Source organism: Segatella copri (genome assembly GCF_019249795.2).
GTDB classification, from domain to species: Bacteria; Bacteroidota; Bacteroidia; order Bacteroidales; family Bacteroidaceae; genus Prevotella; species Prevotella copri_B.
Window position 1 is genome coordinate 1837352 of sequence record NZ_CP156891.1, and the last position, 26273, is coordinate 1863624.

At 45.4% G+C, this 26273-nt stretch carries 24 protein-coding genes and 2 pseudogenes; 15 read left to right on the plus strand and 11 right to left on the minus strand.

The window, feature by feature from the left end:
* Window position 1: 1 nt before the first annotated feature.
* A complete protein-coding gene (locus KUA48_RS07825; protein ID WP_218433129.1) occupies window positions 2-718 on the minus strand; it encodes a 2-C-methyl-D-erythritol 4-phosphate cytidylyltransferase in 717 nt (238 codons plus the stop codon).
* 20 nt (window positions 719-738) lie between these two features.
* Window positions 739-1287, minus strand: a complete 549-nt coding sequence (locus tag KUA48_RS07830; RefSeq protein ID WP_194251955.1) for a serine O-acetyltransferase — start codon at window positions 1285-1287, stop codon at window positions 739-741.
* Between the two features lie 239 nt (window positions 1288-1526).
* On the opposite strand from KUA48_RS07830, the gene KUA48_RS07835 reads away from it, so the two are divergent.
* The 3 genes from KUA48_RS07835 to KUA48_RS07845 all read left to right on the plus strand — a co-directional run bounded on the left by KUA48_RS07835 (window position 1527) and on the right by KUA48_RS07845 (window position 5832).
* On the plus strand, window positions 1527-2900 hold the full coding sequence (locus KUA48_RS07835; RefSeq protein ID WP_218433131.1) for a sigma-54 dependent transcriptional regulator: 1374 nt from the start codon (window positions 1527-1529) through the stop codon (window positions 2898-2900).
* 247 nt (window positions 2901-3147) lie between these two features.
* Window positions 3148-3333 (plus strand): hypothetical protein, encoded by a 186-nt coding sequence (locus KUA48_RS07840; protein WP_118080249.1) that lies wholly within the window; start codon window positions 3148-3150, stop codon window positions 3331-3333.
* A gap of 162 nt (window positions 3334-3495) precedes the next feature.
* A complete protein-coding gene (locus tag KUA48_RS07845; protein WP_218433133.1) occupies window positions 3496-5832 on the plus strand; it encodes an ATP-binding protein in 2337 nt (778 codons plus the stop codon).
* Window positions 5833-6006: 174 nt separating this feature from the next.
* Here KUA48_RS07845 and KUA48_RS07850 read toward each other — a convergent pair whose 3' ends face one another.
* From KUA48_RS07850 to KUA48_RS07870, 5 genes are all read right to left on the minus strand, one after another.
* Window positions 6007-7005, minus strand: a complete 999-nt coding sequence (locus KUA48_RS07850; protein ID WP_218433135.1) for a phage antirepressor — start codon at window positions 7003-7005, stop codon at window positions 6007-6009.
* Window positions 7006-7078: 73 nt separating this feature from the next.
* Window positions 7079-7639 (minus strand): DUF5675 family protein, encoded by a 561-nt coding sequence (locus tag KUA48_RS07855; protein ID WP_215652731.1) that lies wholly within the window; start codon window positions 7637-7639, stop codon window positions 7079-7081.
* Between the two features lie 3 nt (window positions 7640-7642).
* Window positions 7643-10117, minus strand: coding sequence for a hypothetical protein (locus KUA48_RS07860; protein WP_369503206.1), 2475 nt, complete (start codon window positions 10115-10117; stop codon window positions 7643-7645).
* Between the two features lie 18 nt (window positions 10118-10135).
* Entirely contained in the window at window positions 10136-10648 is a 513-nt protein-coding gene (locus KUA48_RS07865) for a spore coat protein (protein ID WP_153076008.1), read from the minus strand.
* Between the two features lie 207 nt (window positions 10649-10855).
* On the minus strand, window positions 10856-11257 hold the full coding sequence (locus tag KUA48_RS07870; RefSeq protein WP_218433676.1) for a hypothetical protein: 402 nt from the start codon (window positions 11255-11257) through the stop codon (window positions 10856-10858).
* 707 nt (window positions 11258-11964) lie between these two features.
* Between KUA48_RS07870 and KUA48_RS07875 the strand changes: the two genes are divergently transcribed.
* Window positions 11965-12120, plus strand: a complete 156-nt coding sequence (locus KUA48_RS07875; RefSeq protein ID WP_228112311.1) for a hypothetical protein — start codon at window positions 11965-11967, stop codon at window positions 12118-12120.
* Here the strand turns inward: KUA48_RS07875 and KUA48_RS07880 are convergent.
* Entirely contained in the window at window positions 12098-12283 is a 186-nt protein-coding gene (locus KUA48_RS07880) for a hypothetical protein (RefSeq protein ID WP_228112519.1), read from the minus strand. The genes KUA48_RS07875 and KUA48_RS07880 overlap by 23 nt on opposite strands.
* Before the next feature lie 69 nt (window positions 12284-12352).
* On the opposite strand from KUA48_RS07880, the gene KUA48_RS07885 reads away from it, so the two are divergent.
* The 9 genes and pseudogenes from KUA48_RS07885 to KUA48_RS07925 all read left to right on the plus strand — a co-directional run bounded on the left by KUA48_RS07885 (window position 12353) and on the right by KUA48_RS07925 (window position 21489).
* A complete protein-coding gene (locus tag KUA48_RS07885) occupies window positions 12353-12502 on the plus strand; it encodes a hypothetical protein (RefSeq protein ID WP_153073370.1) in 150 nt (49 codons plus the stop codon).
* 772 nt (window positions 12503-13274) lie between these two features.
* Window positions 13275-13376, plus strand: a pseudogene (locus tag KUA48_RS07890) (integrase); the annotation flags it as partial.
* A gap of 41 nt (window positions 13377-13417) precedes the next feature.
* Complete coding sequence (locus tag KUA48_RS07895) at window positions 13418-13756, plus strand: hypothetical protein (RefSeq protein WP_256624513.1); 339 nt, start codon at window positions 13418-13420, stop codon at window positions 13754-13756.
* Window positions 13716-14467: pseudogene (locus tag KUA48_RS07900) on the plus strand (hypothetical protein). Before KUA48_RS07895 ends, KUA48_RS07900 begins: the two are co-directional and overlap by 41 nt.
* Window positions 14468-14763: 296 nt before the next feature.
* Window positions 14764-14946: a hypothetical protein gene (locus tag KUA48_RS07905; RefSeq protein ID WP_217755662.1), complete on the plus strand. Its 183-nt coding sequence runs from the start codon at window positions 14764-14766 to the stop codon at window positions 14944-14946.
* A gap of 83 nt (window positions 14947-15029) precedes the next feature.
* Window positions 15030-16400, plus strand: a complete 1371-nt coding sequence (locus KUA48_RS07910) for a radical SAM/SPASM domain-containing protein (RefSeq protein ID WP_218433677.1) — start codon at window positions 15030-15032, stop codon at window positions 16398-16400.
* 54 nt (window positions 16401-16454) lie between these two features.
* On the plus strand, window positions 16455-18779 hold the full coding sequence (locus tag KUA48_RS07915) for a TonB-dependent receptor domain-containing protein (protein ID WP_218433678.1): 2325 nt from the start codon (window positions 16455-16457) through the stop codon (window positions 18777-18779).
* Window positions 18780-18798: 19 nt separating this feature from the next.
* Window positions 18799-21000, plus strand: coding sequence for a peptidase domain-containing ABC transporter (locus KUA48_RS07920; RefSeq protein WP_218433679.1), 2202 nt, complete (start codon window positions 18799-18801; stop codon window positions 20998-21000).
* 12 nt (window positions 21001-21012) lie between these two features.
* Complete coding sequence (locus tag KUA48_RS07925) at window positions 21013-21489, plus strand: hypothetical protein (RefSeq protein ID WP_228112375.1); 477 nt, start codon at window positions 21013-21015, stop codon at window positions 21487-21489.
* 21 nt (window positions 21490-21510) lie between these two features.
* Here the strand turns inward: KUA48_RS07925 and KUA48_RS07930 are convergent, their stop codons facing one another.
* Window positions 21511-22401, minus strand: coding sequence for an Abi family protein (locus KUA48_RS07930; protein WP_153095195.1), 891 nt, complete (start codon window positions 22399-22401; stop codon window positions 21511-21513).
* 539 nt (window positions 22402-22940) lie between these two features.
* Between KUA48_RS07930 and KUA48_RS07935 the strand changes: the two genes are divergently transcribed.
* Window positions 22941-23492, plus strand: coding sequence for an HU family DNA-binding protein (locus KUA48_RS07935; RefSeq protein WP_153089268.1), 552 nt, complete (start codon window positions 22941-22943; stop codon window positions 23490-23492).
* Window positions 23493-23576: 84 nt separating this feature from the next.
* Window positions 23577-23675: a smalltalk protein gene (locus KUA48_RS07940; RefSeq protein ID WP_228112321.1), complete on the plus strand. Its 99-nt coding sequence runs from the start codon at window positions 23577-23579 to the stop codon at window positions 23673-23675.
* Window positions 23676-23884: 209 nt separating this feature from the next.
* Here KUA48_RS07940 and KUA48_RS07945 read toward each other — a convergent pair whose 3' ends face one another.
* The gene (locus tag KUA48_RS07945; protein ID WP_153073716.1) at window positions 23885-24661 is read right to left on the minus strand and encodes a glycosyltransferase family 2 protein; all 777 of its coding nucleotides are present in this window, start codon (window positions 24659-24661) and stop codon (window positions 23885-23887) included.
* Window positions 24658-25926 carry a glycosyltransferase family 4 protein gene (locus KUA48_RS07950; protein WP_218433680.1) on the minus strand — a complete coding sequence of 423 codons (1269 nt, stop codon included), beginning with the start codon at window positions 25924-25926 and terminating at the stop codon, window positions 24658-24660. The genes KUA48_RS07945 and KUA48_RS07950 overlap by 4 nt, the downstream gene beginning before the upstream one ends.
* Between the last annotated feature and the right edge of the window lie 347 nt (window positions 25927-26273).

Here is a 26273-nt window from a genome sequence, read left to right on the forward strand (position 1 = left end):
TTTATTTTAACCAAGCCTCAGGCTGAACCTTCATCAGTGCCTTCAGTATCTCCAGATCCTCAACGGTGGTTATCTTGATGTTCTTCTCTGAACCAGGCACGATATGCATCTGTATGCCTCCCAGTTCTGCCATCAGGGTACAGGATGCCACCGAATTGGTGATGCCCTTCTCCTTAGCCTCTTCGTGGGCTGCTATCAGATTGCCCAAACGGAAGGTCTGGGGTGTCTGGGTACGGATCAGTTTGTCGCGCGGAATACTGGTGTTGGTCGTAAAACCATCTTCGCTCTCCAGGATAGCCTCTCTACATTTGATACCCGTAATGGCATAGCCATACTTCTGGCAGATGGCGATATTGGATGAGATGATGTCTTGCGACAAGAGTGGGCGCACGGCATCATGCACCAGCACCAGGTCGTCATCACCGCATCCCACCTCTTTCAAGCCATAGATACCATTGTGGATTGACTCCTGACCATTGCTTCCGCCAGGGAATATCCATTTCAGCTTGGTAATGCAGAACTGGTTGGCATACGACTGCAGTACCGTTTCCCAACCTGCCAGACATACCACAGCAATACCCTGAATATCAGGATGCTTCTGAAAAGCCATCATCGTATGGATGATGATAGGACAGTTGTCTACATGCATAAACTGCTTTGGGATGTCCTGTCCCATTCTATTGCCAGAACCTCCGGCTATGATCAATGCATAGTTCATATTCTCTATCTTTAAATTGATTATTTCTGAATGATTCTCCCCGGATTCCCTACCACGGTAGCCCCGTCGGGAATATCCTGGAATACCACAGCACCGGCGCCTATCGTCACGTGGTTGCCGATATGGATGCCGCCGAATACCGTGGCGCCGGTATAAATCTTCACGTCATTTCCGATGGTAGGTCTGCCGCCCTTGCCGTTGCCCAGCGTCACCATCTGCAGACAGTAGAAGTCATCACCTATGCTTTCTGCGTTGAGATAGGTGGCATAGCTGTGCTCCAGATGCGCACCCTTCCCGATATGCGGACACCAGATGGTCATCGTACGCTCAGGAGGCAACAGCCAGCTGATGAAAACCGAACGGTATTCGCCCATGCGGTAATAAAACAGATTGCGGAAACTCCTTTCGCGGGTGCATGCCTTAATCAGGTTGAGCACCGTAGGCTTCCTCTCCTGCACCTTCAGCAGGTCGGCATCTATCTCCTTCTTATGGAGCAGATACAAAGCGATATGCGGCAACATGCGCACCGCCGAAGCTGACAATATGATGGTTTGTACAATCGGATTCATGACTCTAAATCTTGTTTTAACATGGTTGCAAAGATACAAAAAATAAAGCAACTAGCATGCTTTTATCCGAAAACAATTGCTCTTTTCACTAAAAATAAGATAATAGAACAGGGTTTGTAGATTTTTAGTCGGTTTTATTGCTAAATAATGTGAATTAAATAGCTTTCCATACAACTTTTCCGTACCTTTGCACAAAGTTATATATAACGATATTATAGAAGAGGATAAAACAGAACATTATGAAGAGGATATTGATTGTAGAAGACGATTTGGCATTCGGAACAATGATACAGACTTGGCTCAAAAAGAAAGGATTCGATGTAGAAAGGGTAACATCCGTAGGCGCTGCCATCAAAGCGATGGGAGCCGGCGATGCATTCCATTTGGTTCTTTCCGACCTGCGCCTGCCCGACCATGACGGACTGGTATTGCTCCAGCATATCAGAAAGTCCGATGCCCACCTGCCTTTTATCGTAATGACTAGCTATGCAGAGGTTCAGAATGCTGTATGTGCCATGAAATCGGGTGCTACCGATTACGTGGCTAAACCCTTCCATCCCGAAATCCTCTTAGAGAAAATCCGTGAGGCTATCCAGTCGGCTGCTTCTGCGGTTTCAACCCCTCAGCGTGCGGAATCTGCCGCCATGCAGGATGCGCCCCAAGAAGAGCAGCAGGGCGCTACGGAGGTTCCTAGATATATAAAAGGTGAAAGCGAGGCTTCCAAACAGCTCTACGAGTTCGTTTCGCTCGTTGCCCCAACCCCGATGTCAGTGCTCATTCTCGGAGCCAGCGGCACCGGAAAGGAATATGTGGCGCGCAGCATCCACGAACAGAGTCTGCGCAAGGACAAACCTTTCTATGCCATCGACTGCGGCGCCATTCCTAAGGAGGTGGCAGCATCTGAATTCTTCGGATATAAGAAGGGTGCCTTTACCGGAGCCGAACAGGATAAGAAGGGTGCCTTCGAGATAGCTAACGGCGGAACGGTTTTCCTCGATGAGATGGGAAACCTCAACTACGAAGTACAGGTGCAGCTCCTCAGAGCCTTGCAGGAGAGGAAAATCCGTCCGCTGGGCAGCACGCAGGAGATTGATGTGGATATCCGACTCATCTGTGCCACCAACGAGAATCTGGCGCAGGCGGTAGCCGAAGGCAAGTTCAGAGAGGACCTCTATCACCGCATCAACGAGTTTACCATCTACATGCCTGCCCTCAAGGACAGAGGTGCCGATATCTTCCTCTTTGCCAACCTCTTTATCAAGCACGCCAACCAGGAACTGGGCAAGAATGTGCTCGGAATGGATGTCAAAGCCTCCGAAATCATTGCCTCATACGACTGGCCGGGCAACCTGCGCGAACTGAACAATGTGATGAAGCGCGCCACCCTGCTCGCCCGTGGCAAGTATATCGGTGCCCAGGAACTGGAGAAGACGATGGCACAGACCTCCACCGCCCGACCGCTCAATATGCAGCTGCACAGCGAACAGTCGGAACAGGAAAGCATCGCCGCTGCCCTGAGAGCCACCCACGGCAACAAGAGCAAGGCAGCCCAACTGCTTGCCATCGACCGCAAGACACTCTACAACAAAATGAAGAAATACGGCATGGAGTAAAACATGCCACACCCCGATTCCCCAATATATTCCACACTATATTGGGGAATTTTTCTACACCTTTTCCCCACTTTCCCCACATCCCGTTTCTGGCACAAAACACCATCAACCCTGATTATCAGATACTTAACCAAATCCATCGATTTTTGGCACGCCTATTGTGATATTATTTAGCGAACTCGCAAATGAGTTTCAGCAAGAGAATTAATAAACAAAATAATATTCACAATTAAAAAACAAAAGAATTATGAAAAAGTTAGTATTTGCAGTTATCGCAGCAGTAGCAATGGTATCAGTTAGCAATGTATTTGCAGGTAACAGAATGGTAAGCGTTGCAGGTTCAGAACCAGTAGACACAGTAGCTCCAGCCGACACAACAGCAACACCTGTTGAGACTCCAGCAGCAACAGTGGATTCAACCGTAGCAAAGTAAATCCACCTTCAGAAAATAGTAATTACGCGTCGCTTTCAATGAAACAGGAGATAGATGACCAGATTTTGGCATTTATCTCCTGTTTTCGTTGGTTTATATCGCATTTTTGATTAACTTTGCACGCAAATAGCAAAAAGACTCAAAACATTAAAAGATAAAAAGATGCAGCAAACAAACGTTCCTTTCAAGGTAGCCCTGGGTTACATCATCGTCGCCATCGTACTGATTCTGGCGATAGGGTTGGTATATCGCAACACCACAACCGTGCTCGCTATCAACCAGGCAACCCGCGACTATATCGAAAAGCGACAGGCAGCCGACAGCACCATGTCCAACCTGCTCAAGGAGGAACAGACCAATCTGCAGCAGCTTACCCGCGCCATGCAGGGCAAGTCATCCCACAACTATCTGCATGAGAAGATGAACAGCCTCAACAGTGGCGAAGATTCCGTTGTCGTGCATTCCAAGGCACCCAAGACTCATGTGGCAAAGAACACCACCGTAGAGGTGATGAAAACCCGCAAGGGCTTCTTTCGCCGCCTTGCCGATGCCTTCAAGAAGGAACATGCCGAAACGCTCAGCATCAGACGCGACAGCAACCAGGCTGTCACCGATACCCTCTCTACCCCGGTCAACTTAGCCGGAAACGTAGCCGATATCCTGGAACAGATTGACCGCAAGGAGAAGCAGTCTACGCGCGATAACCACGATGCCATCAACCGCGAGGTGAGAGACCTGCAGATAACCAATGCCCGCCTCGCCCTGCGCTCCTCCCAGCAGCTCAACGATATCCACCAGCGCGAACGTCAGGCGATGCAGCAGGCTATCAACCAGGCGATGCAGGCGCGCCAGAATCTGCTCTGGCAGATAGGTCTGCTTGCCATCGTAGCCATCACAGCCGCCGTCATCCTCGTCTATTACATCTACCGCGATACGCAGAAGGAACGCATCTACCGCGAGAATCTCGAAGAGGCTAACGAGGAAATCAGGCGCATCATGAACCAGCGCGAACGCCTGCTCCTCACCATCACCCACGACATCAAGGCTCCGGCTGCCAGCATCTCGGGCTTCATCGACCTGATGAAGGATTATGTCGACACCCCGCAAGGCATCTCCTGTCTCAACAGCATCAAGGGTTCTGCCACCCATCTCTCCCGGCTCGTTGCCGCCCTGCTCGATTATCACCAGTTGGAAAACGGACTGATGAAGCTGAACCCTGTAGATTTCTCGCCTGCCGACATGTTCCGCCAGTGTGCCGGAGAGATGCAGATCCTGAGCCAGGAGAAGGGATTGGAACTGCATCTGGAGCTCGATGGCATCAGCAATCCGCAGACCTACTACCGTGCCGATGCCTTCCGTATCCGTCAGATACTCAACAACCTGGTTAGCAATGCCATCAAGTATACCGATAAGGGCAGCGTCACCATCCAGGCAGCCATCAGTCCCCAGCACCTCCTCACCTTCTCGGTAAGGGATACCGGCAAGGGCATGACCACCGAAGAGCGCCAGAAGGTATTCCAGGCGTTCACCCGTCTGAAGAGTGCCCAGGGCATCGAGGGCACCGGTCTCGGGCTGAACATCACCCAGGAACTGGTTAATCTGCTTCAGGGCACCCTGCGTCTGGAATCCGTCAAGGACAAGGGCAGCACCTTCACCGTCACCATTCCGCTTGCCTTAGGTACCGCTCCTGCAGCAGAAGAGGCAGAAGAGCAGAAGCCCCTCGCCCCAACCAAGCCCCATTTCGAAAACCACAAGATACTGCTGCTCGATGACGACCCGTTGCAGCTCCGTCTGCTTCAGGAGATGCTGAAGAAGCTGATAGGCGACAGTTGGCAAGTCTTTGCCTGTCTGCATGTAGCCGAGGCGCTCACCATGCTCCACAACGAGCATCCTGCGCTGATGATGATGGATATAGAAATGCCCGAGATGAACGGCATCAAGATGATTCAGCACATCAACCACAGCCACATGAAGGTAGTAGCGATGACCGCCCACGATGCCAGCATCATCAGAGAGTTGAAAGAAGCCGGTTTCGACGATTGCCTCTTCAAGCCGTTCAGCACAGAGAAGCTGAAAGAAATCCTCGGATTAGAGGATGCAGCATCAGAAACAGAGGAAATAGCAGAGGAAACAAGGGATACTGCATCAGCAGAGGATATTACAGAGAAAACCAATAAGAAATCCCGCTTTGCAGCCCTCCTGACCTTTGCAGAAGGCGATCCGGAGGCAGAAGCCGAGATACTCAGCACCGTCAAGCAGGAGTTGTCATCCCATCTCCAGAACCTCCAGCAGGCAACAGAAGGCGAGTTATCAATAGAAGCCATCGGCAAGACAGCCCACAAGCTCCTCCCTATCGCCACGATGATAGAGATGGAGACCCGCCAGCACATCGCCGCCCTCGCTCCCGAGCATATCAGCGATCTGTCAGAATCTCAGATAAGAGCCTACACCCAGGCCATCATCGCCGACCTGAAGGGGCTTTTAAAGGTAAAAAAGTAAAAAGGTAAAAAGGGCCTACCCCCCGTTCGTCCCCGTCCCCAGCGATTCCATCGCTGGTCCCCCGAAGGCAAAAAGCCCCTGATGCAAAAACACCAGGGGCTATTTTTCAAGACTTGAGGGGACGGGGACGAACGGGAGTTAAGGCTCTTTTTACCTTTTTACTTTTTTACCTTTTTACTTTTCACACAGTTCCCAGTATCGCTGAGCAAGGTCATGGATGAACTTTCGTCCTCGCTCGGTCCATACGAGATAGGTATGGGTGTAAGCTCTGCCCATCTTCTCCTGTCTGCCATCACTCTTCGGGTCTAGGAAGGCGCTGTAGCGGGTACGGCTCTTGGCTAAACCCATGTGAGCATAATCAGCATAGAGGAGATACTGACCGCTCTGGTAGTACTGGATATGCAGAGCACAGAGCGAGCGGTTCAACTCCTGCGCAGTGATACCGAGTTCCTTCGCAATCTGCGTAGTAGTGAAGCAGGAAACGGAATCGAGCACGTTATCGCTATAGAGCGCTTTCGGCAGAAGATTACCCACCTGATTCTCCAACTGGATGATGTTATCACCACTCTTAGCGATGTGAACCACCTGTTCATCTACAACATCATTCAAGCGGCGTATTTCCGTATCCTGTTCGCCGATGAGCTTCTTCTGCTGTTCAATCTGCAGGCGCTGTTTCTTCAGCAGATTCTCCTTCTCCTTGAGCGTAGCACGGAGAATTTCTTCAGCATGTCGGATTGTCTCCTCATCGCTCTCTCCCTGCTGCACCGGAATATAACCGCCCGTCTTGCGAATCTGCGGCAGCACATCTGAAGTAACCCAGTTCTTGAATTTCACGGCAGTAGGAAGCTTAGAGCCGAGAACTAAAGCATAGAAACCGCTCTCGTTGACATAGAGCATCAGAGTACGACGCATCGCCGAGGTTCCATCTTTCTTCAGACCGGTTGCTACCCATGTACGGCGTTTCGCCGTATCAAGTGGTTTAACTAACTGATCTACAGCATCATTCGCTCTCTTATATCCCAGTACATTACAGAGATCCTTTGCACAGAACAATGGCTCCCCATTTTCATCGGTCAAGGTACGAACCTTACCGAATTCAGAGTTTTCAAACACGACAGCAAATGCAGCCTTCTTATCCATTTCTACTTTATTTGTATTAACTGACTTTACCATAATAATTTGTTTTTAAAATAATCACTAACAATTCAACACTCAACATTCAAAAATCAACATTCAACACTCAACATTACAAAACGGTAATCCAAACGCTCTCCTCCCGTTCCCTCGCTGCGGTAATGGCATTGATAAGCCTGTACAGCCAGATGCGGGAATTAAAGACGGCACCCTGTAATTTATTTTCACCTACCAGAATGCAGCCCTGCGTATCATCAGGATAATTACCGGCATGAATGCGGATGCCCTCAAAATCAGGAACACCCTGCACCAGCGGAAGCCACTTCTTAAACCTTGGCGATTTCGAGATAACAACAGGATACGAGCCTTCCGGTATCGCCGTATGCCCCGGTATCTTGCGGGCTTTCTTGCCCGACACCCTACTGTACCGTCCATCCTCCTCTTCCGGTTTCAGTTCGATACCCAGGAGGTTTCTCCACGTAGGCTCCAGGGTATCACAGAAGTAATGCTCCTTGTCCAACTTCGCCTTATCGAAGCTATGTTCAAAGACACGCTTGTCGCCTATTTTTACCCCCGAACGCCAAGTACGTTTCACATCCTTATCGCTCAGGATATAAAGATGACCTATCGTATAAGTCTTCTTCTTTGCTATTCTTTTTACTACTATTTCCATACGCTATGAATTCTCCTTTCGGAATTTAAGTTTAATAAAAACTGAGGAACTGAGGAATTGAGGAACTGAGTCGTTCTCCTTAGCCCTGATGTAATGGCGATCCTTCCAGTTTCCCAACATCTTGGAAGTACCTTTCTGACTCATCCCGTTTGCTACACGCAAGTCTATCACCTGCTGGTAAGTAAACTCATCCGGCAACTGCATCAGCATGTTGGAAGGTCCTCGTTTGCTCGACTTCTCGCCTGTATCATTAGCCCTCTTGATGGCATCACCGAAGAAACGCATCTTACAGTAGAGGTCGTAACGCTCGCTCCAGCGGATGAACTCATCTATCTCCGGCTCCCATTTACAACCGTTCGCCACATACAGCACACACGCCTTCAGGTAGGCGATGACGTTGGCACGGAAGGAAAGGTTCTCGTAAACCCTATCCTGCGACAGGCGCGAGAACTCAGCATTCTCATCCTTCAGTTTAAGGGCAAGCTGGAATGCCTCAGGGCAGTCAATCAGTCCCCTGGCGTTGTTCAGATTCTCAATATAAGGCTTCAGCGCCTCACGGTAAGCATCATCGTAATCGCCGTAAACAGGCATTTCGTCACCGATTTCACGCTCCGGAATGGTACAGAAATTGATACGGCTTATCGGACCGTCTGTCAAAACTTTTGAGAAGTAGCGTTGCCCTTTCTGAATGGTGGTAGATGCATTCCAGTTGAACCTGATCGTTACCCTTTCTGTCACACTTTGAACGCCCACGCGCTGTTGGCCAAAGAGGTTGAAGGGGTCGAAGGCGAGGCACATGATGCGGAACTGCTGGTTACCGCTACCCCGGAGTGCATCAAACTGGTCCAGCTCGTTAAGCGAAGTATAGAGGAAACGCCCCTGCGCCTCTGCGGTTCGCATCACGAATGCCGGACTGGTCATATCAGCATCAATCTCCTGTATAACGAGATTATCCGGTCGTTTGCGCTTATCCTTGTTGGCACCCTTGCGCGTCACTTCCTCCTTCCATTCCTTCTCACGTTTCAGATTCTCCGCATCCCGCTTTCTGATATCCTCCATAATATACCTAATCGGCTTATCCACAGACGATTTACCTGCGCCCGTACCGGCAAGCAAACACGTAGAAAGCGTAGCTTCATGCACTACATTATCAATATACCGGAAGCTCGTCTGCCAGAGGTGAGTAGCCAACGGTGGAAAGATAGCGTGCGCCACTGCCGGCTTATAAACCTCCGGTGTCCGAGATATCAGCAGTTCCACCAGTTTCGGCAGTTTCTCCGGCATCGCTGGCGGTTCCGGATAATCCTCGTCGCTACTTTGAACTTGGAGATTTGAACTTTGAACTGTATAATTACCATCTGCATTTGAATTTTTCACTCTTCGTTCTTCACTCTTCACTTCATTCGCCTTCTGCTCCGCCAGCGCATTCACCCTTATCACATCCCTCGACATCGGCTTGGAGCTGTCAGCATATTTCGCATAGAAATCATGTATCAGCTGATGGCAGTCATCCTCCTGATAGTAGCTCGGCATTTTCGTCCTCACCACCTTCATCAGTTCCTCCTCGCTCATCACCCTCGAAGCGCCTGCGCTCATGATAGCGAGGAGCGAAGAGTGCCGAGACCCAACGGTATCAATCGCCATTCCTTCAAGCCCAGCCGACTGCACGAACAGATCAAAGGCTATCAGATTCTTCTCGCTAGCCTCTCCCAGTTCACCAGAGCCACGATTGCCCGAAAGTCTATTGTTTTGAACTTTGTCATTACTATTGCTATTAACAGTAAACTGTAAACTATTAACTTTTGCATCCCCTCTTCCGTCTACGGTCAACCCACGGTCCAGAAAAGCCTTTCTGCGAGCCTGTATTTCGCTCTCCGGCAGCACCGCGCACCACATTTTAGACCGGTAGATTTCCGAGTCCTTATCCGTCAGGAAAATCATCCTTTCAGGTGTGATGCAGCTCTCATCATAAGGCACACCCAGCGCCTCACAATACGCCTTCTGCGTCTCCTCGATGGTCATCCCAACCGGCATTCTAATCCCGATATGCAGCTTCTTGCGAGCGCTATAACAGAGATGCAGCAAACTCCCATTCCAGATACCCGAAGAGCAGTTCAGCTTGCGCGCCTTCTCAATCGCCTTCTCCACATACTCCTTATCATCCACATCGATAATCGTCTGGAAGAGAAAGCTTTCCGGCAAGGCAGCCTCCTGTCTGCGCACATTATTCTTGAACATGCCGTAGTGCGGACAGAAGAAAGGCAGCTCGCTCTTGAGCCTCTCCTGCGCCTTCTTCACCGCCTGCGCATCGTTCAAATCCACTCCGTCAATCGGCAATTCACCCCGAATCTGCTGAATCATCTTCTTGATTTCCTTCGACCCGATGACCTTATCATAAGTATCGATATTGTAAGAAAAAACTTTCCCTTTATTTCCCTTACGATAAGGATTAATTGCCACTACATGTACTGTCTCCATTTTACCTCCATATTTTTATTAATCGAACACTTCGCTGTTAATCATGATATACCCTGAGCCATAGCTTACATTGATAGGCAGAATTAGCGAGTTATCCGAAATCTCGTCGACCCCGTTCGCCTCGAAGAGCGAAGCATTCTCAGCATCATTCAGTCTGCTCTTGACGAACCCTAGCACCCATTTTGCCGCAATCTTCTCGGCAGCAACACGCCTGTCTACAAGGTCCTTCACCAGCTGTTCATCGCAGAAGTTGATATCCGCATTCACGTTCTCAGCCTCCGCTTCCTCCTTTCCCATTTCCTGGTTCTCGAAGAAGAGGTTATACTTGATTTTCATATCCTTCATCATCATGATGTTCAGATTTTTCAGTTCCCCCTCCGAGTCAGCAATCGTCTCATAGAGTTTCTGTACCGACTTCTTGAAGATGTTCTTCACGTCCATCAGGCAGTAATAGATTTTGCCTCCAATCACCACCACCCTCAGTTTTCCGTACTGCGGATGAACAAAATAAAAAGGTTTCATTGCTTTCATTTTCAATATTCCTTTTTTTAAAGTTGGGCGCTCCCACAACGGTTGATGTGCCTATACACAAAAGCCCCCGAAACCCAGACCATATCGGTTCTGAATTCCGGGGGCAAAATTACAACAAGATGCTGAAACCTACCTGGTACGTACCTGGTACGCGTACCAGGTACGAATTAATTTATGAAACGTCATTCACGTTATATAACAGACTAACTAACAGATATTTATCGATTTTGCAGTTTCTCCGATAAATCCAGACATCTGTTGCTGCTCCATCCCTTTATTAAAGGCAGAGCGAAGATTCTCCTTGTCAATATTCCAAAAGGTGCCAAACACCACCCATACATTCTGTATGCCGAGTTTGGTAGAAATCTGGAATGCAAGAACTGCAGTTTTAGCTACAGAGAGTCCCTTAGGCTGGAAATGCTCATCAAGAAAGCCATGTATCGCCAAACTGGAGAGCACCATTAACCCCTGAGGATTAGCAAGAGATTCTGGCAGCGGTCGGAATTTCTCTTCTGCCTTTGCCTTTTCTTCCTTCTTCTTAGATCCATCACCATAATTTTCAATATACGTTGCATTATCGTGCAATTCAATTGTTCTATTATCACTCATAATTACTATGTTTTTAGATTCTATATAATTTACAATAAACTCACTGTCCAGACTTAAATAGACATCTGTTATGAAAATACACAGAGACTTTATCCTCGACAGATTGCGCTTGATTCGCATACTTAAGTTTTTCTTCATATTGTATTCTTATTGTAGTTGTTTAAATTTTCTTGCCTCATTATAGCAGAGTATGATTGTTTGCGCTAACAATTTATGAGGGCGTAAGCAGCTGGAGTGCTGGTGATCGTCTCTTATCGTGAGACGTGGGACCGATTCTACATCTTTTTCCTTTTGTTGAAAATTTAAGTTAATAATATGACCAAAAGATGCGTTTTCAGTATCTAAGGCCGGTTAATACTATCTTCCTCCTATTTTTCGAGATGCAAATATATAAAAAATATTAATATGCTCACAAATTAAACTTGATATTAACACGATTTTAACACAATTAGTAATAGAAAATAAGTTTAAGCACAAGTATAGTATAAGTTATACACAAAATCATCATCAGAAGCCCATAAATAAAAAGGGCACGGAGATAAACTCCATGTCCCAAAACACTTACGAATCCTATAGGCTGTTATGCCTGATAATTATACCTAACAAAATGTATGAAGAAATTCTATTTGATATCCATACCACTGACATGAAGACCAGGACCACCACCGGCTGTATAACCACGGCGTAGGATTGCTAAGAAGGTTATCGTGTTCTCTCCACACCCAGACGATGATGTTATCTCTATGGGAGGAACCATCCGCCGTGGTAAGGCTCGTACCGCTTGTACCTATAATGAAATTCCGCTTGACCATGTCCACTTCCTCGAAAATGTTGTGTACTTCACAAAGTCATCCACTTGGTAAGTGTCATGCGTGACTTCTTCACCTTGTCCCAATCCACAAGACCCTCTCTCTGGATGTCAAGATAGAGGCTGATGTTGCCACCTGCTATCTTCTTCTCTCGGATGCGCACAGGCTCCTTCAAACGGATTTCTTTCTTCTTTCGTCCCATTTTATTTCCTTTCATTTCCGATGGTTAGACCTGCTTGGGATAATTGGTGGATACTGGCAGCTATCGACGAAGAGAAGAAAGCGGGTGCAGAATGGTCCTTTCTTGGGTAATGATGAGCGCCTGTTCTGGCAGAGAGCCGAGGACCGTAACCGTGCTACAGCATCGCTCTACGACCAGTTGGGTCTGGCATGCTATGAGGCCATGGAGGCTTTCGTGGAGTACAAGCCATTGTAATAACTTATTAACAATCACTGACAAAAAACTACCCATGCCCCCTGTTTTAGGGGCATGGGTAGGATTAACGACATAGATTCAAACGATACAAGTCGCTATCACCCTCCCCCAACAACCAGCATGATAAAATCATCATCAGTAAATCAGCTCAGTCCCTCAGTTCCTCAGTTCCTCAGTTCCTCAGTTCCTCAGTTTTGTTCTAGGGGGTATACTTGATACTTACAAATTGCAAGTAATTATATTTTATTATATATATAATATATATTATATATATAATAAACTTCTAAATAAAGATAAAAGTGAAGGGTCAGAGAAAAACTGAGGAACTGAGGAACTGAGGAACTGAGGAACTGAGGAAGATTTCTTATGCCATTTTGTATCTTGTTATTTGTTGTAGATATAGTATTTAAGCGCTCAACTCTATGTTTTCTCTTCTGAAAAAGTATGAGTTGCGGGGCGCAAAACGGCGAGTTAGTATTTTTAACATAAAGCTCTAAAGCAGCCAAAGGAGAATAAGAGAGGTTGAAACGTAAACAGTTGGGAATGAGTAGATTTGCACAAAGTTGCCAAATCGGCATAAAGCAAGCGAGTGAGGAATATTGAAGTAGTTCAGTTACTAAATCGTGAGCCACAGTTACCTATGCAAAGCAGGTAACAATGCGGAAAGGCAACTTTGTGCATCAACGGATTTTATTGCGCTGATTCTCAATGTTTTGCGTATCAAGGAACGCTTACAAAATGATTATATTTGCACACTCAAAATGTAAGCGTTATGAAAATCGAAAAATTCAAGGTGTTGCTCTACCTGAAAAAGAGCGGAATGGACAAGAATGGAAAAGCTCCCATCATGGGGCGCATCACGGTGAACAGGACAAGAAAAAGGGCGGAAGACCGCCCACAGGCAGAGTTCGCAAGCTGTCGAAGTCTGCCACGGTGAAGTTCTCAAAGCCAAGCTACGAGGCTTTGAGACTGAGGGCGAGAAAAGCCAACCGCAAGTTGGCGGAGTACATCCGTGAGTCCGCCTTGAACGGCGAGGTGGTCAGCGGACACAATGCAGAGACGGTAGCCATCGCCAAGAGCCGAATCTATGCAGGGAGGACAACCAAGTTGTCACCAAGTAGAACAGACTCAACCAACGGCAGAACATACCCAAGACCCTTGGAGTGGTATTTCTTCCATCGGCTTGGTTACAAACTTAAAATTAGAATCGAACATGAAAGAAGAACTATTGAAAGCCATCTATGGCACAGTTGAGAGATTGGAGCAGAAAGTCGATGAACTTTCTGACTCCACAAAAAACGCAGGAACGGAAAACGTTCCTGCAAGTAATGACACAACCAAGTTGGAGAAATTAATCATTGCTATGTTTGGCAAGGAAGAGGAAGTCAGAGGTAAAATATCCAAATTAAGAGATGCCATTGTTGTTTTTGCTGACCTTATTAAGGTTGAACTTGGCAAAAATGAGCAGCGAAGCAAGTTCTTGGTAGATGCTGTCAAGCAGATGAAACAAGAGCATACTGTCACCTCGAAGGTATTGCAGGAAAAACTTGAAATAATGAACAAATCACCTCAAAAGAAGGTTGTAACCCATCGCTTCGAGCCAACCTCAAAGAAAGTTCTTCTTTTCATTGGAGGCTTGGCTCTATCCCTTGTCCTCTCCATTTGGGCAATCTCACCCAATGGCGAGAGTATCAAGATTGGGAGGAGGCAGATTTGAAGTATAGGGCATTGAAAATGGTTCTTCCATCTGACGACCCGAATATTCGTTACATCGAAAAACATTTCAATGTCCAACGAGACGAAGACATAATTGATAAATTAAGAACCCAAGTTGATGTGTATGAAGATTCCCTCTATCAATACCACAAAATGATTGAGATTGCATTCTATAAAGATAGTGTAGCAAGACAACTTATTAATGAATCAAATAGAATAAAGATGCAGGTAAACCGTAAAAAAAAGTAAGTGAAAATATTGTTTTAGCGTTATTATGCAAAGTATAATCACGTACAACATAGTTTAATGTAGTTTAAATATTCTCTGAAAATTACTTTGTTTCAAAAAATCTTCATACCTTTGCACTCGGAATACAAAATGAAGCAAATAATTGCAGTTTGCTTTCGTTTTGGTGCAATTGTTCCTATAACCTTTACGCAAGGTTGATACAGCCCCGTCTGGGTAAAAAGGCGTATACTTTCCAAGAAACGTTAGATTCCAGGATTTAAAACATTAGTAGATTTTTTAAAGAAAGGAAACAGACTATGGAAAAGAAACTTAGTTTTAATGAGGTTCTTCCTATGGAGGAACTTGCTCCTGTTGAATTGGATGCTATTGTTGGTGGTAATGCCATCAAAATAGTTGGTACCAACGGTAATCACTGTAGCTGTGGAAACACAACTCAAACAACCCAAACCACCGATTCTACATCTGTGAAGAAACTATAAGTAGTCTTTTTTGACGGTGGAGAGTGGATTGCTGTTATCAACAATCCACTCTTTATATTAGAACATATTCTGTAATCAAGAAAATGGGAAATAATATGATTAATTTTGACGATATACACTTTATAGAGAATGGGGATGTCTCCTTGCTGTTGCATGTTCCCTCGTTTACACTTGTTAGTTTAAGTAGCGATACAGCAAATATACTTAAGTCGTTGAAAGACGGTGCTTCAATAAGCGATGTTGCCCAAAACAGCTCTATTTCTCTCGATGAAATAAAGAACTGTTTACTGAAATTAGAGGATATGTTTAAAAAGAATTTGCCTCCTTTGACACCTAATCCAACAACGGATGTCGCAGATAGAATTACATTACATATTTCAAATGATTGTAATCTCAGATGCAAATATTGCTATGCAAGTGGAGGCAACTACAAGATGAAACGCTCATTAATGACTACGGATACCGCAAAGCAATTTTATGATTTTTGCATACATCATTTCTCTCATATTGAAAAAATTGTCTTTTTTGGTGGCGAACCATGCTTAAATTTAAATGTGATGGAATACGTTTGCTCTCTTTTTAATAGCTACAAGTTTGATGACAAACTAAAGGATATGCCTAAGTTTGCCATCATAACCAATGGTACCATACTAAATGAGCGACTGTTGAAAATTATTGGAACATATATATCTTATATTACCGTTAGCGTTGATGGTAATAAGGAATTTAATGATTATAATCGCTTGGATAAAGCAGGTAATGGTTCGTTTGACAGAATAGCAAAGTTTATAGACACCGTTAAACAAATTGATAACGTTACAATTCAATATGAGTCCACTTTTACGAAATATCACATAAGAAAAGGAATTTCTAGAGATGAAATAGCTTCATATATGTCAAAACGATTTGGAATCAGAGGCTTTGTCGTTGACGAAATGAACGTAAAAGAGCATAAAGATGCCTATTCTATAAATAATTTAGAAAATCTTCCAGAAAGTTTTACAAGTATTCTATGGGCAATATCGTTCAAAAAGCCGCTTGTATCTTGCCAAATGTCTAGCAAGCAATTTGCTGTATCAACATTGGGGGAGATTTTTCCATGCCATATGGATGTAGGAAAAGAATGCTTAAATTTAGGTAATATCGGAGGAAAGAACATATTTAATTCTTGTACTATCCAAAAATCATTTCCTTTGTTCGATTTGTTAGCCAACAAAAGAGGATTGTGTCCAAATTGTTGGGCTCGCAATTTATGTGATGGTTGTCCTAGAGATTTTTTTTATGATGAAAAGAACAAATGCTATCAGACAACTCCTAATGAGGATAAATGTAAATCACAAAGAGAACATATAGAAAAGATTCTTTTAAGCATATCACATTTAAGACAGGATAAAAACAAATGGCACGATTATGTACAAGGTATAAACGAGATGTGCAAAGAAAAGATTTGTTAGTATAAATGATTGCCCACATCTATGAAAAAGTATGTTTGATTAAAAAGTTGTATTATGAGAAAGTTTATCATGACAACAGCCGTGTGTTTCTGGGCAATGTCCCAGATGATGGCACAGAACATTTCGGGAAAGATTGTAGATGCCAAGGGCGAGCCTTTAGCATTTGCAAATGTAGTGCTCCTATACCGTCAAGATTCAGCATTCGTCAAGGGGACTGTGAGTGGAGAAGATGGGCGTTTTACCATCGACTCTCCTTGCAATGGCGGAATCATCAAGGTAACTTCCGTAGGATATAAGACAATATTCAAGGACTGCAAAGGTGAGAATGTGGGAGTTATTAAGATGGAAGAAGATAGTAAGATGCTCGGTGAAGTAGTGATAAAATCATCTTTGCCAAAGACCATTTTGAAGAATGGGGGAATGACAACAATAGTTGTTGGTTCTGTCCTTGAAAAGGCTGGAACAATGGAGCATCTGCTCGACCGCATACCTAACGTATCTGCACAAAATGGAAATATCAAGGTGTTTGGACGTGGCGAGCCTATAATATATATCAATGGACGACAGATGAGAGACAGAAGCGAACTCGACCGTTTGAGTTCGGACAACATCAAGTCGGTTGAAGTAATATCCAACCCAGGTGCTCGTTATGCTACAAGCACTAAGGCTGTTATACGTATCACTACAAAGAAGATACAAGGCGATGGATTCGGATTTGACGCTACAACAGAAGGATCGTACGACGAGAAAAAGAACATTGGAGGATATGGCAGGCTGAATATGTATTACCGTAAGAACGGATTGGAGCTTGACGCTTACGCCTATGGCGCAAAACAATCATCGCCAGACGAGAAAGACTTGCAGCAAATGACATATCTCGACAAGATATGGAATCAGCAGGATAAAACACGTTGGAAGAACAAAACCGAGACTTTTAGTTCTCGCTTGAATGTCAGTTATCAGTTTGACGACAACAATTCGTTGGGAGCAAACTTTAGTTTCTTACGCAATCCAAAGCTGATAACAGACGGAAAGACGGAAGGCTCTGTACTGAGAGATGAAGTATTGACGGAGACTAACACTTCTATAAGATCGGAGTTTGGACAGAATAGCAACTTGTCAAGCAATATATATTATGTAGGCAAGGTAGGGAAATTGGGTATTGACTTCAATACCGACTGGTTTTGGTCTAAAGGAAACAATAAAAACAATATAGATGAGCATTATCAGGAGGTAAACTCTGAAATACAAAACCAACTTGTAAACAGTACCACTTCAAAGTACAACCGCCTGATAGCTTCCAAAATGGTGCTCACTTATCCGCTTTTGGGTGGTGACTTGTCGGTAGGAGGCGAGTATTCGTTCACCAATCGTAACACCAACTACGCCATCATACCAAACACTCTTTCCGACAATGTAAGAGACCGCATAAAGGAAGGCATGTCTTCTACGTTCGTTATCTATAGTCGTGACTTTGGCAAGCTGAACATGGAAGCTGGATTGCGATACGAGAATGTAGACTTCAAGTATTATGACGATGGTAAGTATATGGCGGAGCAAAGCAAGAATTACGGCAATTGGTTTCCGTCTCTCAGCCTTTCGATGCCGTTTGGCAATGTACAGATGCAGCTGAGCTATGCAGCCGACATCGATCGTCCTAACTACTGGGTATTAAGAAGCGGTGTGCAATATAGCAATCATTATACATACGAAACCGGTAATCCGTTTCTTGTCTCAGAGATTTCAAGAGATATCAGTTACGACCTCGCCTACAAATGGCTGACTTTCAACCTGACTTATGAACATGTATCCGATCCGATATATCAGACAGTAGAGATGTATAAGGACAATGCCACCATTGGATTGATGAGGATGATAAATGGCAAATCTTACAACAATGTGTCTTCTATGCTCACCTTGCAGCCTACCTTTGGCATTTGGCATCCTGTGCTGTCAGCTATGGTTGAGAAGCAATGGTTCAAGTTGGAGACAAGGGACGGACATTATCTTAACAAGCCTGTTGCGGAGTTCAAATTCAACAACACTTTCGATACGAAATGGGCGATGTTCTCCGTTATGATGACTTACATCACAAAGGGATACGAGGAAAACCATTACATCTACAAGCCGATGTTCAACACCGACCTGTCTATATACAAGGGCTTTCTGAAGGACTGCCTGACTTTCCAGCTTTATGTCAACGACGTGTTTGGTACGAACGACAGTCACATCATAGGTAAATACGGCAAACTGAAGGAAACCATCTTCGATGAGTTCTCAACAAGTAAAATCTCATTGACAGTCCGCTATAAGTTCAATGTTACTCGAAGCAAGTATAAGGGTACAGGAGCAGGTCAAAGCCAGAAGGATAGAATGTAATTCTACGATGTTCTTTAAAATGAGAAAAATAACAATTATACATCAACATGACTCCATGCAATGCGGAATAGCCTGCTTGCAAATGGTATGTAAATATTTCGGCAGAGAATACACTTTGGATTCTCTGTCGAAACTTTGTTTTGCTACTGCGGAAGGAGTCTCTCTGTTAGGTATCAATGAGGCAGCAAACACACTTGGCTTGCATACTACATGCGCTAGAGCTACAACTATGGTGCTAGGTGAAGTCCCTTTGCCTTGTATCCTTCATTGGAACCAAAATCACTTTGTTGTCTTGTATAAAGTCAAGAAAGGAAAGAACTTCTATGTAGCAGATCCAGGGAAGGGATTGGTTGTTTATACGTTAGAGGAGTTCAAGCAACATTGGATAAGCACGAAATCTAATGGCGAGGACAAGGGCATTGCCATGTTCTTGGAAACCACTCCTGCTTTCTTTACCTATAAGATGGAGGACGAAGAACACATCAAAGAGAAGAGGTCTTTCCGCTTTCTCCTTGGATATGTGAGGAAATATCGTAAGTATTTCGGACAAATTATCTTGGGCTTGATAGTTGGAAGCCTCTTGCAGCTTGTCCTGCCATTCCTAACCCAGTCCATTGTGGATGTCGGTATCAAGAACCAAGACATTGGCTTTGTTTGGCTTATCCTGTTGGGGCAGTTGATGCTTACAGTCAGCCGAACGGCAATAGACTTTATCCGCAGATGGTTGTTGCTTCACATTTCCCTACGTATCAACATTTCATTGGTGAGCGATTTCTTCATCAAGCTCTTGAAATTGCCTATGTCTTTCTTTGATACGAAACTCATGGGCGACTTGATGCAGAGAATGAACGACCATAGCCGTGTGAACAACTTCCTCACGCAGCAGACGCTCAACATCACCTTTGCCATGCTCACCTTCGTGGTGTTCTCCGTAGTGCTGTTCTTCTACAACAAGTTGGTGTTTGCCATCTTTCTGTTGGGAAGCATCCTCTATGGAGGCTGGATGACATTGTTCTTGAAGCGGAGAAAGGTGCTCGACTATGAACTGTTCGAGCAACAAGCCATCAACAACAACAAGACCTACGAATTTATCACCTCCATGCAGGAAATCAAGTTGCAGGATTGTGAGCAGCGCAGAAGATGGGAATGGGAAGACACGCAAGCAGACTTGTTCGGGGTGCAGATGAAATCACTCAAACTCCAACAAACACAGGAGGCTGGAAGTATCTTCATCAATGAGGTGAAGAACATCATCATCACGGTAGTTGCTGCAACAGCCGTGATACATGGGCAAATGACACTTGGTATGATGCTTGCCGTGCAATACATCATCGGACAGCTCAACTCGCCTGTGGAGCAACTGATGAACTTCTTCTATTCTCTGCAAGATGTGAAGATTAGCTTGGAGCGAATCAACGAGATTCACCAGATGGATGATGAATACGGAAAGGAAGGCTTTCGAACTTCCATTGAAGATAAGAAAGAGGGCATCGACATCAAGAAAATCATGTTCAAGTATGACCCACATGCTTTGCGCAAAACCATAGACGATGTGAGCATTCACGTTCCGCAAGGTAAGGTAACAGCCATCGTTGGTGCATCTGGCAGTGGAAAGACCACCCTCATTCGTTTGATGCTTGGTTATTATCCTGTCTTGGAGGGAAAAATCAACATAGGAAATACTGACATCAACAAACTCAACAAAAAGTGGTGGCGCAGACAATGTGGCGTTGTGATGCAGGAAGGTGTCATCTTCTCGGAGAGTATCGCACGTAACATTGCTGTTGATGATGGTGACATAGACAAGGAACGGTTGCTAAAAGCAGCCGAGATAGCTTGTATCAAGGATTATGTGATGGCTTTGCCTCTGAAGTTCAACACCAAGATTGGACGTGATGGCGTGGGACTGAGCCAAGGACAGAAACAGCGTATCTTGATAGCAAGGGCGGTGTATAAGAATCCCGACTACATCTTCCTTGACGAGGCGACCAACTCGCTCGATGCCAACAATGAGAGAAGCATCGTGGAGAACTTGGATAAGTTCTATAAGGGCAAGACTGTTGTGATTGTGGCTCATCGCCTAAGCACGGTGAAGAATGCCGACCAAATTGTGGTCATCGACCATGGAAATGTGGTTGAAGTTGGCAATCATGAATCGCTGACAGCCAAGCGAGGAGCATACTATAATCTTGTGAAGAATCAGTTGGAATTGGGAAACTAAAATGCTTTTGACATGGAACAGAAAGAAAAAGAAACAGATAATATCGAGTTGAGAAGCGAGAAGGTGAGGAACGTGATAGGCAAGGTTCCTCCTCGCCTCGTCAGCTTGGGAACGGTTGTCATTACGATAATAGTCCTCGCCCTCGCAGTTGCTTTCTACAAGACACCTTATCCTATATCTATAGAGGCTAATGGTGAGGTTCTCAATCAAAGAACAATACAGGTGTTTGTGCCATACAAGTATTTGTATCTTTTTGATGAGCCAAGAACTGCTCACGTTTCTTTTGAGGGCAACGACAATGTATCTTATAACTGCAACATTATAAGCCATAATGCCAAGCTCATACATAGGGAAGATGGTAACTATTTTATGGCTATAGCCACAGTGAGCACACAGGGACAAAATACTCCTATACTGCAAAAGTATATGAAAGCTGATGTCAGAATCATTGTCAGCAATAAAACGTTGTGGCAGCAGGTATTTGGATAGTCTATGTCCGAACACTTGTTGCTATCTCCATAAAGGTTCGTTTTCCCATCCTTGTGGAAAGCCCATGGCATGTAAATCAATATTGGGATAATCTGCGAACAATCTGAGAAGAGAACTTTTTAAATCCATACAAGGAGTTATAGTTTGCTCCATATATAATAAGGTGCATAACTGATGGTAAAGTTTGATAGGCTTTTGGGTTGGAGTAATCCAAAAAAGTGGAAGCCGATTTGGCAATTGTGGCTTCAAGGCAAAACGCCTATTCCATATACGGGCATGGTGAGCACAACAATTGCGAAGCACGGTTATACACCTTATCCAACTTTCCAAGTAAGTGTATTGAGGTAGTCCAAACTCTCTTGCCACTTGCTTTTTGAGACGATTGTCCTTGAACAGACAAAATAATTTGGAAAGCGTACCAAACGAAACGACCTCTAATGTTTTCCACACAGGAGGGAGAGAAGGGAAAGTATATTTCTCGGAATGCTCCTTGATGAAATCTTCATTTGAACGAGATACCTCTTTCTTGATATTGTCAAGGCAGCCTTCATAAAAGTCTGCATTCTTGAACAATGATGCATCCATAAACCAAAATGCGCCATGCTCCATGGAAAATATCTGAATCATTTTGGTCCGAAGAGAAATCTCTATATCTTGAATTGCCTTGAATATAAGTTGACGAAGTTCTTTGTCAAAGAGATAAAGGTCGATGGCTTGTTCAAATGTACTACCCAGTTTATAATGATGAAACTGTCTGTCTTCCTCCATATATCGTAGGTAACTGGCAATACGAAAATAACTGATATTGCGAAGCTGCAATTTGGCAGTTGCAATATCTTCTATCACCAGCCCTCTGTTCTGGAGCAAGGCAACCTGTTCATCTACGTTTATCGGTTGTTTGTCGTAATCCATATAACCTTTATAAAAAGCGAAGTCCCACCGTGGTACGCATCGTTGAGAGGCGTGGTGGGATTTGTTGCTGCAAAAATACTCTTTTTTATTGGAAACTCCAAATATTTTCTTCAAAATCTGCTTGTCAAATATGGATTTTAACGTAAAAAGTTCTAATTTCCAAGGTTTTCTCCTTGTAAGCTATGCGAGATTTAGAAAAATATCGTATCTTTATCCCCGAATTAAGGCGTTCTTTGCATATTGCAAAATACAGAAACGAGCAGAAGTCCGCTCGTTTCCATATTGTTACCTATATTATAAAGGCAAACGCCTAACTTCTTGATATTCAACCAAAGTCCAATTTAGTGTGAGTTATAACATTTAACAGGTTTCGGATTAAAAGCGTGCTGAAAATCGCGCCTTATCACACGCTGAAATTTGGTGGTATCGGGAAATTGCAGTATCTTTGCACTGTCGTTCGAAGAAAGGTTGCACTTGACAAAGCGCACCCCCAAAAGTTAACAATCAATATTTTATTAACCCTTTAAAAATTTAAGATCATGGAAGTAAAAGGAACATTGAAATATCGTAAAGTACAGCGCACACCTCAGACTGGTGAAAACGCAGGTAAGAAGAAGTGGTATGCTACTTCGGTAACCGACCGCGAAGTGGACTTCGAGGGATTCGTATCGCATATCTCCGACCACGGCTCGCCTTACTCTCGTGGTACCATCCACGGTGTGCTGATGGATGCACTCGACCATCTGCAGGAGCTGATTCTCGACGGCAAGAGCGTGCGTCTCTCTGACCTCGGATTGTTCTCCATCGGTATGAGCTCCAAGGCGGAGGATACCAAGGAGAAGGTGACGGCTGCCAGCGTGGAAGGCGTGCACCTGATTGTGAGAAACACGAAGAGCTGGAGCAATACTGAGCTGCGCAAGAAGTGCAAGATTCAGGAGTACGGCGGCTATATCGGCACCGACGGAGAGGGCACCACAGGCGGTGGTACTACCGGTGGCGGCACTGAACAGGGCGGCGGCTCTGACACCAGCCAGGGCGGCTCAGGTACTACCGGCGGCGGTACTGAGCAGGGCGGCGATGGGCTTGAATAAAGCCCTCGCCTGAGGGCGGCAAGTAGAAAGCTTACGTATCCCCCAAGTTAACATTAATACTTAACATTAAAAATAAAAATAAAGATGATGAAAGCAAATACCTGGAAAACGATTTTGCAGATTGCAATCTCCTTCCTCACAGCCATCGCTACTACGCTCGGAGTTACCAGCTGTACTCTTTAAAGGTAAAAAAGTAAAAAGGTAAAAAAAAAGATGTTTTTTAAATTTTGATTCGACATAGCAAAGCCCCCGGTGCATCACGCATCGGGGGCTTTTTTAAAACCCTTTAAGCAGTCGGCTACCCATATACGGTATTTCGCCGTACATGGTACACTAACTAGTTAATAGTCAACACTTTGCAAACAAATATTATTAAACAATTTTTAAAAATTCTATCTCTTTACAGCCCCTCTTATCACGAACCAGGCATGAACTGCAAGGGTGGGAAGAAGGCCGTAATGGGTGCGCATCACCTGAAAACGCTCCTTCAGGGAGGCTTTGTGGTTCTGCGTGGTCATGCCACCATCCAGAAAATGGGTGAGGACGGCATGGACGTTGCGCAACGGCAACTTGCGGCGAGATGACTCCCGCATGATGCGGATGCACCAGTCTACATCTGCCGAATAACGGTAGTGCAGATCGTAATGAATCTCACGGGCTATGTCTGTACGGGCATAGAATGACTGGTGGCATACCAGCATGCCCCAGATGAACGAACGCCACGTGAGCTTCTTGGGTGGGGCCAGGCGGCGATGACGCAGGAAATGGCCCATCTCGTCCACGATATCGGTATCGCCGTAAAGTACGCCAGGCAGTAATTCTCCTTCGCCTACACAGCCTTCTACATATTCCAGCGTATCGGCTGTAGGAAAGGTGTCACCGGCATTCATGAACACCAGGTAATCGCCCGTAGCACGGTCGATGCTCTTGTTCATGGCATCATAAAGTCCCTTGTCGGGTTCTGATATCACCACGATTTCGTGCGAGCTCTCGCCTACTGCATTGCGATGCTGATATGCCTTCACCAGCTGGAGGGTACGGTCGCGGGAACCGCCATCCATGATGATGTGCTCGATGTTGCAGTAGGTCTGGCGCTGCACGCTGTCGAGGGTACGCTGCAACTCCTTCTCGGCATTATATGTACAGGTTACGACGGTGAACTTAATCATAACTTATAGTTTTTGTAGGCCATCGCCTCGTTATAAACTTCAATATATTTCAATGCTACGGCATGCTGCGAATAGTTCTGTGCTACCTTCTGCAGACATGCCTGCTTCAGAGCCGCCCTGTCGGCCTCTTCGAGTACCCAGTGGATGCCACTCGCCAGGTCTTCGGTATCGCGATAGTTAGCTACGTAGCCGTTCTGCTGATGGTCTATCATCTCCGGTATACCTCCTACCCTGAAACCGATGCTCGGCACGCCGCACGCCATCGACTCCATGATGGTGTTAGGGAGGTTATCTTCGAGCGATGGCAGCACAAAGGCATCGGCAGAATTGTAGATTGCCACAATCTGCTTCTCATCGCTGACATAGCCGAGCGAATAGGACGGCAGGGTGAGGTTCACTTCCTCGGAATGGCCGCCCAGGATGGCGATGGCGGTATTCTCCTTCATCTCGGGATAGCGCGCTACCAGCCGGTCGATGGCTTCGATGAAATAACGCATGCCCTTGCGCCCGTCGGTTACGCGCTGGGATACGAAGAGGATGATATGCTTGTCGGCTGGCAGACCGGCACGCAGACGCGCCTCTGCCTGATTCTGCGGACAGAACACGTGGGTATCTATCGGATTCGGGATGTTGGTGATGCGCTGACCTACGAAGAGACCGCTGCCCTTAGCCTGCCGTTCGAGCCAACGGCTACAGGTGACGAAGGAGATGGCGCCGCGATGGTAGAGTTCCTTCTTGCGGCGGAATATCTTTGCTGAGAGGTCGTTCTTGCTGCCTTTATTGGGGAGAAGCGGACAGTTGCCGCAGGCGGAGGCATAGCGGTTGCAGCCACGGGCATAATGGCAGATGCCGGTAGCTGGCCAGAGATCGTGCATGGTCCATACCACCGGTTTGCCGCTGCGGATTATCTTGCGGATGTTCTTGAGTGAGAGCATGCCCTGGTTAATCCAGGAGAGATGGATGACATCTGCCTCCTGAAACTCGCGGAGCCTGGTGATATCGGTACCCGATGTTGCCATGTCTACCTCCCAGAGGCGCTGACGGGAGAAATGGAGATGCCAGAACACGCACCAGCGCTCCCACAGGAAGTTCCACTGCAACCTGAGCGAACGGGGCAGACTGACCACGGTAATGTCTTCTGTCTCCTTGTCGCGTACCAACATCTTTGCCTTAACGCCATTGTTGTTAAGGGCATCCATCAGGCGGTTGGCTGCTACTGCCGCTCCGCCTGTCTTTTCACTTGTATTTACTATGAGTACTCTCATCTGCGTATATTTTTGATACCGCAAAAAGCTGCGTATATTGATTGATACTGCAAAGATAGTACAAATCGGAGACAAAACAAAATAAAAAGGCATGTTTTTTTTCGAGGAAATCGGAAAAGAGAAAACGGAAGGGGGAGAAAGGAGCATAAAAAAACATACCACAACTCTCAACGAGCTGTGGCATGCAATATGTTTAACTTAAAAAATCTAATCAAAATAGTCTCACGACTTTCTCAATTATCGGTTAAACAATCTACCTTAAAACCTAATAACTAAAAACCTAAATCTATTACTACTAACCTAAACAATCTATTAACCTTTTGACGCTGCAAAATTACTACTATTTC